The sequence below is a fragment of the Symbioplanes lichenis genome (assembly GCF_030709675.1).
Classification (GTDB): Bacteria; Actinomycetota; Actinomycetes; order Mycobacteriales; family Micromonosporaceae; genus Actinoplanes; species Actinoplanes lichenis.
The window spans coordinates 129,151-144,517 of the sequence record NZ_JAUZQD010000012.1; the positions used below are offsets into that span (position 1 = coordinate 129,151).

At 71.1% G+C, this 15,367-nt stretch carries 10 protein-coding genes and 1 pseudogene; 2 read left to right on the top strand and 9 right to left on the bottom strand.

Annotated features, from left to right (window positions below):
* Nucleotides 1-40 precede the first annotated feature (40 nt).
* Together RAN62_RS27645 and tmk are read right to left on the bottom strand one after the other, a co-directional pair.
* Nucleotides 41-1,231: a DNA polymerase III subunit delta' gene (locus RAN62_RS27645; protein ID WP_305787701.1), complete on the bottom strand. Its 1,191-nt coding sequence runs from the start codon at nt 1,229-1,231 to the stop codon at nt 41-43.
* Nucleotides 1,232-1,733: 502 nt separating this feature from the next.
* Nucleotides 1,734-3,842: pseudogene (gene tmk, locus RAN62_RS27650) on the bottom strand (dTMP kinase); the annotation flags it as partial.
* A gap of 247 nt (nt 3,843-4,089) precedes the next feature.
* Here tmk and RAN62_RS27655 point away from each other — a divergent pair.
* The gene (locus RAN62_RS27655) at nt 4,090-5,295 is read left to right on the top strand and encodes an amino acid deaminase/aldolase (RefSeq protein WP_305787702.1); all 1,206 of its coding nucleotides are present in this window, start codon (nt 4,090-4,092) and stop codon (nt 5,293-5,295) included.
* A gap of 7 nt (nt 5,296-5,302) precedes the next feature.
* Here the strand turns inward: RAN62_RS27655 and RAN62_RS27660 are convergent, their stop codons facing one another.
* Complete coding sequence (locus tag RAN62_RS27660) at nt 5,303-5,932, bottom strand: TetR/AcrR family transcriptional regulator (protein WP_305787703.1); 630 nt, start codon at nt 5,930-5,932, stop codon at nt 5,303-5,305.
* 137 nt (nt 5,933-6,069) lie between these two features.
* Here RAN62_RS27660 and RAN62_RS27665 point away from each other — a divergent pair, with 137 nt between their 5' ends.
* Nucleotides 6,070-7,383, top strand: a complete 1,314-nt coding sequence (locus RAN62_RS27665) for a D-arabinono-1,4-lactone oxidase (protein ID WP_305787704.1) — start codon at nt 6,070-6,072, stop codon at nt 7,381-7,383.
* Nucleotides 7,384-7,415: 32 nt separating this feature from the next.
* On the opposite strand, the gene topA is transcribed toward RAN62_RS27665, so the two are convergent.
* From topA to RAN62_RS27695, 6 genes are all read right to left on the bottom strand, one after another.
* Nucleotides 7,416-10,199 (bottom strand): type I DNA topoisomerase, encoded by a 2,784-nt coding sequence (topA, locus tag RAN62_RS27670; RefSeq protein ID WP_305787705.1) that lies wholly within the window; start codon nt 10,197-10,199, stop codon nt 7,416-7,418.
* Between the two features lie 192 nt (nt 10,200-10,391).
* Nucleotides 10,392-11,171 (bottom strand): hypothetical protein, encoded by a 780-nt coding sequence (locus tag RAN62_RS27675; RefSeq protein ID WP_305787706.1) that lies wholly within the window; start codon nt 11,169-11,171, stop codon nt 10,392-10,394.
* A 2-nt stretch (nt 11,172-11,173) separates the two neighbouring features.
* On the bottom strand, nt 11,174-11,704 hold the full coding sequence (locus RAN62_RS27680; RefSeq protein WP_305787707.1) for a hypothetical protein: 531 nt from the start codon (nt 11,702-11,704) through the stop codon (nt 11,174-11,176).
* Nucleotides 11,705-11,778: 74 nt separating this feature from the next.
* Nucleotides 11,779-14,148, bottom strand: coding sequence for a sodium-translocating pyrophosphatase (locus RAN62_RS27685; protein WP_305787708.1), 2,370 nt, complete (start codon nt 14,146-14,148; stop codon nt 11,779-11,781).
* 398 nt (nt 14,149-14,546) lie between these two features.
* The gene (locus RAN62_RS27690; RefSeq protein WP_305787709.1) at nt 14,547-14,987 is read right to left on the bottom strand and encodes an ATP-binding protein; all 441 of its coding nucleotides are present in this window, start codon (nt 14,985-14,987) and stop codon (nt 14,547-14,549) included.
* Nucleotides 14,984-15,343 (bottom strand): STAS domain-containing protein, encoded by a 360-nt coding sequence (locus RAN62_RS27695; RefSeq protein ID WP_305787710.1) that lies wholly within the window; start codon nt 15,341-15,343, stop codon nt 14,984-14,986. The genes RAN62_RS27690 and RAN62_RS27695 overlap by 4 nt, the downstream gene beginning before the upstream one ends.
* Nucleotides 15,344-15,367: the final 24 nt, after the last annotated feature.

Below are 15,367 nucleotides of genomic sequence, written 5' to 3' on the forward strand. Positions count from 1 at the left end.
ACCTGGACGTACCCCATGCGTAAGGAGGTGGATCGTGCAATCAACCGCGCCAGAGGCTCAGCATCATGGCTTCCACGGCGATCTTGGGCTTGACGTTCTGGTCGATGGCCTCGCGGCAGGCGAGCACTGCTTCGAGGCGGCGGAGCGTGCTCTCCGGGGTCCACTTCTCGGCGGCGGCCGAGCTCTGGGTGGCGGTGTCGGTGTGGACGACACCCACCGGGGCGCGCAGCGAGGTGACCAGGACGTCGCGATAGAAGGCGGCGAGGTCGACGAGGGCCCGGTCGAGGGCGTCGCGTTGGGCCCGGGTGAGGCGGGACTTCTGCCGCTTCTCGAGCTCCTTGAGCTGGCCGGCGGCGCCACGCATCGCTCCGGCGGCGCCCCGGCCGGTGCCACCGGCGCCGAGGGCCTGCTCGAGGGCTGCCCGCTCGGAGGTGACCGTGTCGGCCGACGCGGCGGCGGCCTCGGCCTCGGCGGCTTCGATGAGGGCGGAGGCGGCGTCGAAGCAGGCGCCCACACCCGTGAGCCGGCGCGGGACGGTGAGGACGGCTTCGCGACGGGCGCGGGCGTCGGGGTCGTTGGCGAGCCGTTTCGCCCGGCCGACGTGACCCTGGGCGGCCGCGGCGGCCCAGGCGGCCAGATCGGGGGCGACGCCGTCGCGCCGGACGAGCACTTCGGCGACGGCATCGGCCGGGGGCTGGCGCAGCGCCACGACCCGGCAGCGCGAGCGGATGGTCACCGAGATGTCGTCGGGATGCGTCGACGGGGTGCAGAGCAGGAAGACCGTGCGGGGCGGGGGCTCCTCGATCGCCTTGAGGAGGGCATTGCCGGCCGCCTCGGTGAGCCGGTCGGCGTCCTCGATCACGACGGCCTGCCAGCGGCCGCCGGAGGGAGCGCTGGCGGCCCGCAACACCAGGGCTCGCATCTCGCTGACACTGATGGACAAGCCCTCCGGCACGACGAAGCGCACATCGGCATGGGTGCCGCCGAGGGCCGTGCGGCAGCCGTGGCACTCGCCGCAACCCGTGCCGTCGCGCTCGCACTGGAGGGCGGCGGCGAAGGAGCGAGCTGCCACCGAGCGGCCGGAGCCGGGCGGGCCCGTGAAGATCCACGCGTGCGTCATCGCCCCGTTGCCGGCGGTGTCACCGGCCACGATGCGGGCGGCGGCCGCGGCGGCCCGGCTCAGCGTCGCGACGGCCTCGGCCTGCCCGACCAGCTCGGCGAAGACACTCATGACGTCAATTCTCGCTCGCTCACCGGCGCCCGCCCACCGGGCCCTCGCCGGCGGACTCGTCGTCCTCAGCGGCCCGGGACCGGTTGCCTGTCAGGTCTTCCAGCACCTCGAGCGGCGTCTCGGTCTCGGTCGCCTCGCCGGGGTGCGTGCTCGGCCGGTCCGCCGCGTCCCGATCCGCCTCGGCCGGCGTGGCCGGGATCACCTGCGTGGCGTCGGTCCGAGGCAGGGCGATGGTCGCGTCGACAGGCTCCGGCAGCTTCGCCGTGGCGTCGGGCGAGCGCGGCGGGGAGCCGGCGGCGGTCGGATCATCTGGCGGCAGCGCCATCGTGGGGTCAGGCGAAGGCGGCAGCTTCGCCGTCGTGGTGGGAGCCGCGGCCTCGGACGGGGGCTGAGCTGGGAGCGCGATGGTGGCGTCAGGCGCGGCGGGCGGAGTCGACCGGGGCTTCTTCACCGCCGGCAGGATCACTGCGGTCTCATCGGGACCTCGACCGGCCCGCACCACCACCGTCTCGTCCGGCGAAGCACCCGCGGGCGCCGCGGTCGCCGAGAGATCCGGCGCAGCACCGGCGGGCGCCGTGAGGTCGGGGGCGTTCAGGTCCGGGCCCGGCGGGAGGTCGGTCGAGGCCGGCGCCGGGTGGCTGTCGTCGCCGGCGGTCAGGAGGCCGTTCACCCGGGCGGCCACCACGTCGGCGATCTCGCCCATGGGCCGGGCCGCGTCGAGGACCAGGTACCGCTTCGGGTCGGCGGAGGCGAGGTCGAGGAAGGCGTACCGCACGCGTTCGTGGAACGACCGGGACTCGCTTTCCAGGCGGTCCTGGCCTTCGCCGCGGTCGTCGACGCGGCTCAGGCCCACGGTCGGGTCGACGTCGAGCAGGACGACCAGGTCGGGCTTCAGGCCGCCGGTCGCCCACGACGACAGCCACGAGATCTCCTGGACCGGGAGGGTGCGGCCGGCGCCCTGGTACGCCAGGGAGGAGTCCACGTATCGGTCGCTGATGACGACGGCGCCCCGGGCCAGGGCGGGGCGGACGACGGTGGCGACATGGTGAGCGCGGTCGGCGGCGTAGAGGAGGGCTTCGGCTCGGGGCGAGGGGGCGCCGTCGGTGGAGTGGGAGAGGACCAGGCTGCGGATGCGGGCGCCGACGTCGGTGGCTCCCGGTTCACGCGTGACGACGACGTCGTTGCCCGCGGCGATCAGGCTTTCGGAGAGGCGGGTGACCTGGGTCGACTTCCCGGCGCCCTCGCCGCCCTCGAAGACGACGAAGATGCCCGTACGGGTGAAGGGCTCGGCGGCCGACAGCGGCCGGCCTCGGACCGCACCCCACAGGTCGGCGAGGACCGGTACGCCCTTTTTGTCATCCATCTGCCGGAAGGCGACGATGCCCGACCAGATGCCGACGGCCCCGGCGACGAGCAGGAGGACGCGCGTGGAGGAGAGGTCGAAGGAGAGCGCGCCGGAGCCGATGCGGCGGGAGCCACCGAGACCGGTCAGGACGCCGGCGATCGAGATGGCGGCGAGCAGGACGAGGCGGGCGCCGATCTGGACGACGGCGAAGACGCGGCCGCGGACCTCGTCGTCGACCTGGCCGCCGAGCAGCGTGACGCCGGCGAGGAACGCCATGCCCGCGCCCATGCCGACGAAGACCGCGCCGAAGAGGGCCATCGAGAGGTGGAAGGCGACGGAGAGGAAGGCGACGGCGCCGCTCGCGAGGACGAGGCTGATGCCGAACCAGCGGCGGCGCGACAGCTCCTTGACGATCGTGGGCCCGAGGCCGATGCCGATCGCGAGACCGATGAAGAGGGTGCCGAAGAGCAGGTAGAAGGCGGCGTCACCGGCGCCGAGCGAGCTGGTGAAGAAGCGCGCCGTGCCGATGACCACGCCCGCGCCGGCGAAGGCGCCGAAGATGCCGAGGACCAGGCCGCGGACGAAGGGGGTGCGGCCGATGTACTGCCATCCTTCGCGGAACTGCTTCCAGATGCTCTGCTCGGCGTTGCGTTCCTTGCGTTCCCGGCTGCCCTCGCTGATCTCCTTGATCCCGAAGAAGACGACGGCGGCCGTGGCGGCCCGGGACAGGGCGTTGATCCAGAGGGCCAGCTGGACGGGCTCGGCCCAGTCGGGCAGGCCGCCGATCGGGCCGCGGACGACGCCGTCGAGGGCGGCGAGCACCAGCGCCGCCAGGATGGGCGTGATGCCGTACGTGGAAATCAGGCTGAGCTGGTTGGAGGCCTCGAGCCGGCCCCGCGGGATGAGGTTGGGCACCGCCGCTTCCTTGGCGGGGATCCACATCATCGTGATCGTCTCGCCCAGGAACGTGGCGATGACCGCCCACGTGACGGTGAGGCCGCCGGAGTCGCTGATCAGGGCGACGAGCGGGATGGACCCGTACACGAGGAAGCGCAGGATGTCGCAGATGACCATGGTGTAGCGGCGGTCCCAGCGGTCCGCCATCACGCCCGCGACGGGGCCGAGCAGCAGGCCCGGCAGCAACCGGATGGCGATCGTGCTGCTGAACGCGCTGCCCTGGGCGACGCTGCCGCTCACCTGCTGCGACGCGAAGAGCGCGGTGGCCAGGGTGCCAATCCAGTCACCGAACGACGCGGCGCTGAGCACCAGCCACAGCCGCCGGAAGGGCCGGATGCGCAGCACTGCCCGCAGGGCCGCGATCCCCGAAAGGTCCACCGGCCCGGCGTCCTGCCGCGCCGAGCTCGTCTCGGTGTCGATGACCGTACCTCCGATGCGCGTTGTCGCTGCCCGAAGCACTCTAACGGGCCAGCGCAGCAGGCCGGGTCGCGCACGATCGGGTGGTCCCCAAGATGAAGGTGTTTCGTCTTTGTCGATATGCCGATAGGTTGCAGTCGTGATCGCCGAACGTGTGGCACTGCGCCAGCGCCTTGACCGTGCCACCGACAAGCTCGAGAGCCCGGTGGCGGTGGTCGACCTGACCGCGTTCGACGCCAATGCCGCGGCGCTGACGGCCCGCGCGGCCGGCAAGCCGATCCGGGTGGCCAGCAAGTCCGTACGCGTCCGGGCCCTCCTGGAACGCGTGGTGCGCCGCGACGGGTGGGCCGGGGTCATGGCCTACACGCTGCCCGAGGCCATCTGGCTCGTCCGGCAGGGCGTGAGCGACGACGTCCTGGTCGGCTATCCGACCGCCGACCGCACCGCCCTCGCCGAGCTGGCCGCCGACCCCGCCCTGGCCGCCGCCGTGACGGTGATGGTCGACAGCGTCGAGCACCTCGACTTCATCGACTCCGTCATCGCCCCGCAGCACCGCCCCGAGCTGCGCATCTGCCTGGAGCTGGACGCGTCCTGGCGACCCGTGGGGCCGGTGCACGTGGGCGTGCGGCGGTCGCCCGTCCACACCGCCGGGCAGGCCGGGAAGATCGCCCGGCAGCTGGTCGCGCGGCCGGGCTTCACGCTGGTCGGGATGATGGCCTACGAGGCGCACATCGCCGGGGTCGGCGACCTGCCCCCGGGCCAGGCGTTGCGCGGCCGGGTGATTCGCCAGATGCAGCGCTTGTCATACCCGGAGCTGCTCGAGCGCCGGTCGGCCGCGGTCCGCGCGGTCCGCGAGCACGCCGAGCTCGAGTTCGTGAACGGCGGCGGCACCGGCAGTGTCGCGGCGACGGCGGCGGACGAGTCCGTCACCGAGGTCGCGGCCGGGTCCGGGCTGTTCGGGCCGACGCTCTTCGACGCCTACCGGGCGTGGCGGCCCACTCCCGCGGCGTTCTTCGGCCTGTCGGTGGTCCGCCGGCCCGCGCCGGGCATCGCCACGGTGCTGGGCGGCGGCTGGATCGCGTCCGGGCAGACCGGCCCGTCCCGGCAGCCGATGCCCTGGCTGCCCGAGGGCCTCAAGTACAAGACCGACGAGGGCGCCGGCGAGGTGCAGACCCCGCTGATCGGCCCGGCGGCCGAACACCTGCGCCCGGGCGACCGGGTGTGGTTCCGTCACGCCAAGGCCGGCGAGCTGTGCGAGCACGTCAACGAGGTGCACCTCGTCGACGGCGACACCGCGACGCCGACCCCGACCTACCGCGGAGAGGGGTATGCGTTCCTCGGTTGAGAGAGCGTCACGCCGGTACGTGCCGGTGCAGATATTCGCGGATCAGCGCCTTCGCCTCGGTCAGCACGGCCTCGTCGCCCGTCACGTCGCGGCGGAACGCGAGCTTGATCAGCGCGTCCGCCGACTCGACCGCGATCAGCAGCGCGAAGCGCAGCCGCTCGGGCTCCGCCAGCTGGAACTGCTCGACCAGCAGCTCGGCCAGCCGCTCGCCGATGACCGCGTTGTTGTCCCGCTCGGCGTCGAGCAGGTGCAGGTCGACGACGTCGCCGAAGTGCAGCGTGCGGAAGCCCGGCACGCTGCGGTGCATGTGAATGTAGGCGTCGATCGCCGCGTCGACGCCGTCCCACCAGTGGGCGAACGTCTCGTTGGCGAAGCGCGCGGACAGGCTCTGCAGGTACGCGTCCATGTTGCGCATCGCGAGCGCCTGCACGATGGCCCGCTTGTCCGGGAAGAACTGGTACACGGAGCCGATGGCTACCTCGGCCCGCTCGGCCAGCAGGGTGGTGGTCAGGCCCTCGTACCCGACCTCGTCCACCAGCTCGGCACAGGCGTCGAGCATGCGCTGGACCCGGGCAACGCTTCTGCCCTGCACCGGAACCCGCCGCAGCGGACCGGTGGTGACGGTTGGTGTCGACACGCGTCGCCACTCCCTCTCAGCAGTGATAATCGGAACGTTACTCGGATCAACGAGCGAGAAGCATCGACGGGACGCCGCGGACGGCGCGCATTCCCGGTTTTGTGCGACTGTGCGCTCCGCGGGAGGACAAGGCAGAAATGACCACTGACTTCGCACCCCCCGCCGCGGCGCGCCGCTGGCGCAACTGGGGACTCAACCAGGAGTCCCTGGCGACCGACGTTCTCATCCCGGCCACGGTGACCGAGGTCGCCGCACAGGTCAAGGCGGCGGGCGCGGCCGGGCGCCGGGTCAAGGTGGTCGGAAGCGGACATTCGTTCACCGCCATCGCCGTCGCGGACGACCAGCGCATGCTCCTGCACCGGCTCAACGGGCTGGTGTCGGTGGAGGGCGATCTCGTCACGGTTCAGGCCGGTATGCCGATCTATGAGCTGAATCGGCGGCTGGCCGAGCACGGGCTGGCCATGCCCAATCTGGGCGATATCGACCAGCAGACCGTCGCCGGCGCCATCTCCACGGGTACGCACGGCTGCGGCGCCACGCACTCCACGCTCGCCTCCTGCGTCGAGGCGGTGACCCTGGTCACCGGGTCCGGTGAGGTTCTGCACATTGACTCGTCGTCGGAGCTTTTCCCGGCCGCCCGTCTCGGACTCGGCGCCCTCGGCATCCTCGTCGAGGTGACTCTTCGCTGCGTGCCGGCCTTCGTGCTGCTGGCCGACGAGCGCCCGATGCTGCTCTCCGAGGTGCTCGCCGGGCTCGACGAGGGCATCGCCGCCAATGATCACTTCGAGTTCTACTGGTATCCGTACACGGATCGGGCGCAGCTCAAGCGCAACAACAAGGTCGACGTCTCGGACCGCCCGCTAGCCGCCTCCCGCCGCTGGCTGGACGAGGAGTTCCTCTCCAACACCGTCTGGCAGGGCGCGTGCAAGATTGGTCAGAAGATCCCCGCCATGGTGCCGTCGATCAGCGCCGTCGCCGCCCGCGCCCTGACCGCCAGGACCTACACCGAGCGGTCGGACCGGGTCTTCTGCACGTCCCGGCGGGTGCGGTTCACCGAGATGGAGTACGAAATCCCGCGCGAACACGTCGCGGAGGCGCTCGCCGCCCTGCCGGTGATCATCGACCGGCTCCCGTTCAAGGTGCAGTTCCCGGTCGAGGTCCGCTTCACCGGCCCCGACGACGTCTGGCTCTCCCACGGCTACGGGCGCGACTCGGCCTACATCGCGGTTCACCAGTTCACGGGCAGCCCGTACGAGCCCTACTTCCGCGCCTTCGAAGCGGTCTGCGAGCCCCTGGGCGGCCGGCCGCACTGGGGCAAGCTGCACTACCGCGACGCGGAGTCGCTGCGCCGGGCGTACCCGAAATTCGACGACTTCCTGGCCGTCCGCGACCGCCTGGACCCCAACCGGGTCTTCGCCAACCCCTACCTGGAGCAGGTGCTGGGCAGCTAGACCCGGTTGTCCACAGAGTTATCCACAGGCCGTCAGTCGGCGGCGGCAGCGGTGGCTTTCTTCGGAGCAGCCTTCTTCGCCGGTGCGGCTTTCTTCGCGGCGGTGGCCTTCTTGGCTGCGGTTTTCTTCACAGGCTTGGCGTCGGCGGCCTTCTTGGCCGGAGCCTTCTTGGCGGCCGCCTTCTTCTTCGGCGCCGGGCCCTTCGCGCGCTTCTCCTCCAGCATCTCGGAGGCCTGCTCGACGGTCAGCTCCTCGGGCGTCTGCCCGCGGCGCAGCGACGCGTTGAACTCGCCGTCGGTCACGTAGGGGCCGAAGCGGCCCTCCTTGATGACCATGGGCTTCTCGGTCTTCGGGTCGGGGCCCATCTCGCGCAGCGGCGGCTTGGGGGCGCCGCGCTGGCCCCGCTGCTTCGGGGCGTTGAGCAGGGCGAGCGCCTCGTCCAGGGTGACCGTGAAGAGCTGGTCCTCGGAGGCCAGCGAGCGGGAGTCCTTGTCGCGCTGCACGTACGGGCCGTAGCGCCCGTTCTTGGCGACGATCTCGTTGCCCTCGGGGTCCTTGCCGACCACCCGGGGCAGCGTCAGGAGCTGGAGCGCCTGGTCGAGGGTGAGCGTCTCGGGCGACTGCGAGCGGAAGAGCGAGGCCGTCAGCTCGCCGCTCGACACGTACGGACCGTAACGGCCGGACTTGAGCACGACGGGCTCGCCGCTGGCCGGGTGGTTACCGAGAGTCTTCTCGCCGCCGCCACCGAGGAACAGCTCGGCGACCTTCTCGGGGGTCAGCTCGTCCGGGGCGATGCCCTCGGGGATGGAGACCCGGTCGCTGGCCGGCTCCTCGGTCTCGTCCGGCGCCTGCTTCTGCAGGTAGGGGCCGTAACGCCCGACGCGGACGACGACGTGCTTGCCTTCCTCGTCGTCGAAGAGGGGGATCGAATTGATGGAGCGCGCGTCGATGGCACCGAGGTTCTCGGTGACCAGCTTGCGCAGACCGCCCGCCTTCGCGATGGCGTCGTCCGCCCCGGCCGTCTGGCTGCCGAAGTAGAACGACGTGAGGAAGTCCTGCGACGCGTGGTCGCCCCCGGCGATGCCGTCGAGGTCGTTTTCCATGGCCGCGGTGAAGTTGTAGTCGACCAGGCGCGGGTAGTGCTGCTCCATGAGGTTGATCACGGCGAACGCGATGAACGTGGGGATCAGCGCCTGGCCGCGCTTCTCGACATAGCCGCGGTCCTGGATCGTCTGCATGATCGACGCGTACGTGGACGGGCGCCCGATGCCCAGCTCCTCCAGCGCCTTGACCAGCGACGCCTCGGTGTAGCGGGCGGGCGGGCTCGTGTGGTGCCCGGCCGCCGTCAGCTCCTCGGCGGTCAGCGGCTGGTCCTTGACCAGGGTGGGCAGCCGGCGCTCGGCGTCCTCGGCGTCGGCGTTCTCGTCGTCCGACGACTCGACGTAGGCGCGCAGGAAGCCGGGCTCGGTGATCGTCTTGCCGGTCGCGCCGAAGTCGGCTTCCTCGTTGGCCGAGGAGACCGCCCGGATGCGTACGGAGACCGAGTTGCCGACCGCGTCGATCATCTGCGAGGCGACCGTGCGCCGCCAGATCAGCTCGTAGAGCCGGAACTCGTCACCAGAGATCTCGTTGGCCAGCTCACCCGGCGCCCGGAAGGTGTCCCCGGCGGGCCGGATCGCCTCGTGCGCCTCCTGGGCGTTCTTGACCTTGCCGGAGTAGCGCCGGGGCTCGGACGGGACGTTGCGCTCGCCGTAGAGCTCGACGATCTGCCGCCGCGCGGCCGCGATGGCGGTCTCGGAGAGGTTCACCGAGTCCGTACGCATGTAGGTGATGTAGCCGTTCTCGTACAGCCGCTGGGCCGTCCGCATGGTCTGCGCCGACGACATGCGCAGCTTGCGCGCCGCCTCCTGCTGCAGCGTCGAGGTGATGAACGGCGCGTACGGCTTGCGGCGGTACGGCTTCTCCTCGACCCGCGTGACCTTGAACGGCTGCCCCTCAAGGCGCGCCGCGAGCCCCCGGGCGCCGGCCTCGTCGAGCTGCACGACCGCGGCGCCGGGCTTGAGCTTGCCGGTGGTGGCCTCGAAGTCCTTGCCCGTGGCGATGCGGTCGCCGTTGAGCGCGATCAGGGTGGCCCCGAAGCGCCGGGCGCCCTCGACCTTCTCCAGCACGGCGAGCTGGGCGTTGATGTCCCAGTATTCAGCCGAGCGGAACGCCATGCGCTGGCGCTCACGCTCGACGACGATGCGCGTGGCGACGGACTGGACGCGGCCGGCGGACAGCCGGGGCATGACCTTTTTCCACAGGACGGGGCTGACCTCGTACCCGTAGAGGCGGTCGAGAATGCGCCGGGCCTCCTGCGCGTCCACCAGGTTCTTGTCGATGTCGCGGGGGTTGGCCACCGCGGCCTGGATGGCCTTGCGGGTGATCTCGTGGAAGACCATCCGCTTGAACGGGACCTTGGGCTGGATCGTCTCGACCAGGTGCCAGGCGATGGCCTCGCCCTCGCGGTCCTCATCCGTGGCCAGGAAGATCTCGTCGACCTCGCGGGCGAGCTTCTTGAGCTTGGCGATCTGCTGCTTGCGGTCCGAGGAGATCACGTAGAGCGGGTGGAAGCCGTTGTCGACGTCGACGCCGAGCCGCGCCCAGGACTCGCCCTTGTACTTCTCGGGGACCTCGTCGGCGTTCTTCGGCAGGTCGCGGACATGGCCGATGGAGGCCTCGACGAAATAGTCGGGGCCCAGGTAGCCGGCGATCGTCTTGGCCTTCGACGGGGACTCGACGATGACCAGACGGGTCGTCCTGGCATTGCTCGGCACGGCACTCCCAAACTTCGGCTCACTCGGCGACCCGCAGGACGGGTGCACGGACGTTCAACGTAACGCGCCGGACAAGCTCCCATTCCCCGGGCAGGCAGAAGTCGGATGGTAACGGCCCGGCCACCGCACGCGTCCGACTGGCGACACCGTACACCGGGAACACGGCGTCGTGCCGCACACAATCACGGAAGATCACGCCGCTGCGCCGCCCGGCCACAGCCGCGCGGGCGCCGCCTCCGGCCGGTCCCCGACCAGCTCAGCGAGGCGGGCGAGACGTCTGCGACCTGCGATCACGTACGCCGGACCGGCCTGGATCGTCCCGGCCAGGCCGACCTTGGTCAGCGCCGCATCGACGGCCTTGTCAAGGGAGCCGTCGGGATTCAGACCGAGGGCGTAGCCCTGGGGGCGGGGCGCACCGGCCGCCGCGGCCCACAGCCGCAATCGCGGGCCGTTGAGGAAGAGCTTGCCGGGCGGCGGCGGCCAGGCGTGGGCCAGGCCGTTCAACCTGCTGCTGTACGCCGTCCGCACCTCGAACCCGACGACCGGCGACGGCACCTCTTCTCCCCCGGGCTGGTCAGCCTCCGGCACAGTGACGGGAGTCTCGTCGTCCTCGTGTTCCACCGGCACCGACGTGAGTTCCGCCACGGCTTCCTCTTCCGGGTGCTCGGCGACCGGCTGCCAGTTGACCACGAGACCGCGCCCGACCAGCTCCTCGACGAGGACGTGCACGCGCCAGGCGGCGTCGACGCGTACGGACACCCGGGCCGTACCCCCCATGGTCCCGAGGATCCCGGGGCCGGACAGCAAGCCGGCGAGATCAGCCAGCGAGGGGTCGATCGCCTCCACCCCGAAGACCGACAGCTGCTTGCCGGCCGGGGCGCCGGGCGGCACGCGGCGGCGGGGCGGCGTGACGCGCTCGACCGGCGCGGGTAGCACCTCGCGCGGAATCAGCGGCCACCCGGGCTCGGTCATGGTCAGCGGCACTCCGGGGCTTCGTCGAACGCCTGCTTGAGCTCCACCGACGACAGGTTGCTGGTGTCCAGCTCGCTCGCCTGGTACTCGGTGTTCAGCGTGTCGACGACCGAACCGACCTTGGTGTAGAAGTCCTTCGACTCGGCGGTCGAGAGCCCCTGCACGCCGGTCCGGGCCTTGCCGTAGGCGTCGCGCATGGCGCTCAGCGACGTGGTGAAGCTCTCCGCCACCTGCCGGCCCTCGTCCACGTCGGGCACGCCGGCCTCCTGCACGCCGGCGCGCGCCTTCTCGCTCGCGGTCTCCGCCCCGCCGAAGAGCCGCATCAGGTTCTCCTTGGCCTGAGCGGGCGTCGTCTCGGCGGTCATCTGCTGCTGCGTCCTGGTCGCGAGATCGCCGATCTCGGTGCGCCAGGGGGCGAGCACTTTGCAGACCGTGGCCGCCCACGCCTGCGGGGTCGGACTGCCCGAACAGGCACCCAGCGTCACGACGAACGAGATGACGAGGAGGAAAGACAAGGAGCGGGCCGAGCGCATGGTTTGCAGCGTACGGGTAACGCACCGTGGAGGGCACCCGGCGAGCGCCGGGCACCCCCCACGACTCTGTCCGATCAGGCACTCACCCGCTCGGAGGAGGAGGGTGTGGTGGGCGTCTCGTCACCCATGGAGATCGGCTTGCGCTTGCTCCAGACCACGGCCGACACAATGATCAGTACGGCCACCACGGCGATGCTGATCCGCAGGGCGTTGTTCTGGTCGTCGCCGATGCTCCACGCCACGACGGCCGGGGCGATCAGCAGCGAGACCAGGTTCATCACCTTGATCAGCGGGTTGATCGCCGGGCCCGCCGTGTCCTTGAACGGGTCGCCGACCGTGTCGCCGATCACCGTCGCGGCGTGCGCGTCGGAGCCCTTGCCCCCGAAGGCACCGTCCTCGACCAGCTTCTTGGCGTTGTCCCAGGCCCCGCCCGAGTTGGCCAGGAAGACCGCCATCAGCGTGCCCGCCCCGATGGCCCCGGCCAGGTAGGACGCCAGCGCGCCGGCGCCCAGCCCGAAGCCGACCGCGATGGGCGCCAGGATCGCGAGCAGGCCCGGGGTGAGCAGCTCCCGCTGGGCGTCGCGGGTGCAGATGTCGACGACCCGGCCGTACTCGGGACGCTGGGTGCGGTCCATGATCCCCGGGAAGTCGCGGAACTGGCGCCGCACCTCCATCACGACCGCGCCGGCCGAGCGGGAGACCGCGTTGATGGCCAGCCCGGAGAAGAGGAAGACGACGGCCGCGCCGATCAGCAGGCCCACCAGGTTGCGCGGGTTGGCGATGTTGAGCAGGCCCAGGATCTCGCTGCCGATGCGGTCGGCGGAGATGCCGGCGTCGGCCAGCGAGTCCGAGAGCGTGTTCGTGTACGACCCGAAGAGCGCCGTGGCGGCCAGCACCGCCGTGGCGATCGCGATGCCCTTGGTGATCGCCTTCGTGGTGTTGCCGACCGCGTCCAGCTCGGTGAGGATCTGCGCGCCGCGCTCGTCCACGTCGCCGGACATCTCGGCGATGCCCTGCGCGTTGTCGGAGATCGGGCCGAAGGTGTCCATCGCCACGATGACGCCGACCGTGGTGAGCAGGCCGGTGCCGGCGAGGGCGACCGCGAAGAGTGACAGCGTGATGGAGGAGCCGCCGAGCAGGAACGCTCCGTACACGCCCGCGCCGATCAGCAGCGCGGAGTAGACGGCCGACTCGAGCCCGACGCTGATGCCCGCGAGCACCACCGTCGCCGGGCCGGTCTGCGACGACTTGCCGATGTCCTGGACCGGGCGCCGCTGCACCTCGGTGAAGTAGCCGGTGAGCGCCTGGATCGCCGCCGCCAGCACGATGCCGATCACGACCGCGCCGATCGCGACCCACTGCGGGTTGCGACCACTTTCGGCCACGCCGGCCGCCAGCTCCTCACCGAACCCGGCGAACGAGCTCGGCAGGTACGTGAAGCTGACGACCGCCACGATGATCGCCGACAGCAGCGCCGAGATGTAGAACGCCCGGTTGATGGCGGTCAGCCCGTTGCGGTCCGAGGCCCGCAGCCGCGTGATGAAGACGCCGACGATGGCGATGACCACGCCGACCGTCGAGATGATCAACGGGAAGATCAGGCCGTCGGTGCCGAACGCCGCCTGGCCCAGGATGAGCGCGGCGACCAGCGTCACGGCGTACGACTCGAAGAGGTCCGCGGCCATGCCGGCGCAGTCACCGACGTTGTCGCCCACGTTGTCCGCGATCGTCGCCGCGTTGCGCGGGTCGTCCTCGGGGATGCCCTGCTCCACCTTGCCCACCAGGTCGGCGCCGACGTCGGCGGCCTTGGTGAAGATGCCGCCGCCGACCCGCATGAACATGGCGAGCAGCGCGGCACCGAAACCGAAGCCCTCCAGCACGGTCGGCGCGTCTTCCCGGAAGATCCACACGACCAGCGCGGCGCCGAGCAGGCCCAAGCCCACGGTCATGAAGCCGACCACGCCGCCGGTCCGGAAGGCGATGCCCATGGCCTTCTCCCGGCCGCCGGACTCCCCCGCGGCCGCCGCGACGCGCAAGTTGGCCCGGGTGGCCAGCGCCATGCCCGCCCCGCCGATCACCGAGCTGAAGGCCGCGCCGACGACGAAGAAGAGTGATCGGCCGATCTTGACCCAGGTCTCGTTGCCGCCGGTGTCGTGCACCGGCAGCAGGAACAGCAGCACGACCGCGATCACGACGAAGATCGCCAGGGTGCGGAACTGCCGCAACAGGTACGCCGACGCGCCTTCCTGCACGGCGCCGGCGATTTCCTGCATGGACTGGGTGCCGCGGGCCGTCTTCAGCACCGACTGCACGAACATGGCGGCGAACCCGAGCGCGACCAGGGCGAAGACCACGGCGACGACGACGAAGACGAGGTTCCCTCCGCCCAGGTCGACAGCGCCGGACTCGGCCGCGAGGTAGGTAGTTGTGGAGGTTCCGGACATCAATGTCCTCCCGCTACACCGACTGACGCCGGACAGCGGACGAGTCTGCCGGCGCTTCCCCCCGGACGAGGGGACGACGAATCCGGGTCACGCGGCTGCGGAACCCGGGGAGCAGTGACTGACTACCAGCGCACTGTAACGGCTAACGTGTTGATGGTCACATCCGGACGAGGGTGCATTCCAGTGAGATCCATCGCTGTGTTAGCCGTTGTCCCAGCACGGTGGAAGGCCCTACTCTCCCGGCCGCTACCTGGCTTTTCCCGGGCCGTGCGCCGAGCGGTGGCCCCGATGCGCCAAACGGCAACGCCCTGCCACTTTCGGGCAGGGCGTTGCTCGCGGTGTTGCTTCGGGCTGCGGGCGTCTTACCTCCCGGCGACCGTCTTCGCGTTCCGGGCGGCTTACCTCCTGGCCACCGGCCAGACCATGCGGACCTCGGTGCCGATGCCCTCGTCCACCGGGCGCACCTGCAGGTCGTCGACGAAACCGGCGAGCAGGGCGAAGCCCACGCCCGTCGTGAGCGCCTCGTCGGTCAGCGACTCGTCGGCCAGCTCGTCCGGCGGCAGCTTGGTCAGGCCGATGCTCGCCTCGATGGGCGCGCGGTCGATGACCCGGACCGTGTAGGAGTCCGAGTCGGACATCTCGACCATGACCAGGTCAGGGATGTCGTACTGGTTGTGCAGGGCCACCGCCCGGGTGCAGGCCTCACCGATGGCCAGCCGCACCTCGTCGAGCAGGTCCTCGGCGACCCCCGCGCGCCGGGCCACCGCCACGCCGACCAGCCGGGCCGTGCGCACGTGCACGGGGGCGGGCGAGAACGACAGCCGTACTGTTGCCATCACGCCGTCGGAGGGTTGTCGGAGCGTTCTGAGGTCGCGGCCTCGACGGAGGGGTAGATCGGGAAGACCTGGTCCAGAGCGGTGATCCGGAAGATCTTCAACAGCGGCTCCTTGGCGCAGACCAGCCCGAAGGTGCCCCCGGCCGCGCGGAGGCGCTTGAGCGCGCCGACCAGCACACCGAGGCCCGTCGAGTCGAGGAAGTCGACCTTCGCCAGGTCCACCACCACATTGCGGGCACCCCCGTCGACCAACTCGACGAGCCGCTCCCGCAGCCGTGGTGCGGTGTAGACGTCCACCTCACCGCCGACGTCGAGCACCGTGTGCTCGCCGACGGTACGGGTCGTCAGCGACAGCTCCATCGGTCCTCCTCCCTCCGGACAAGC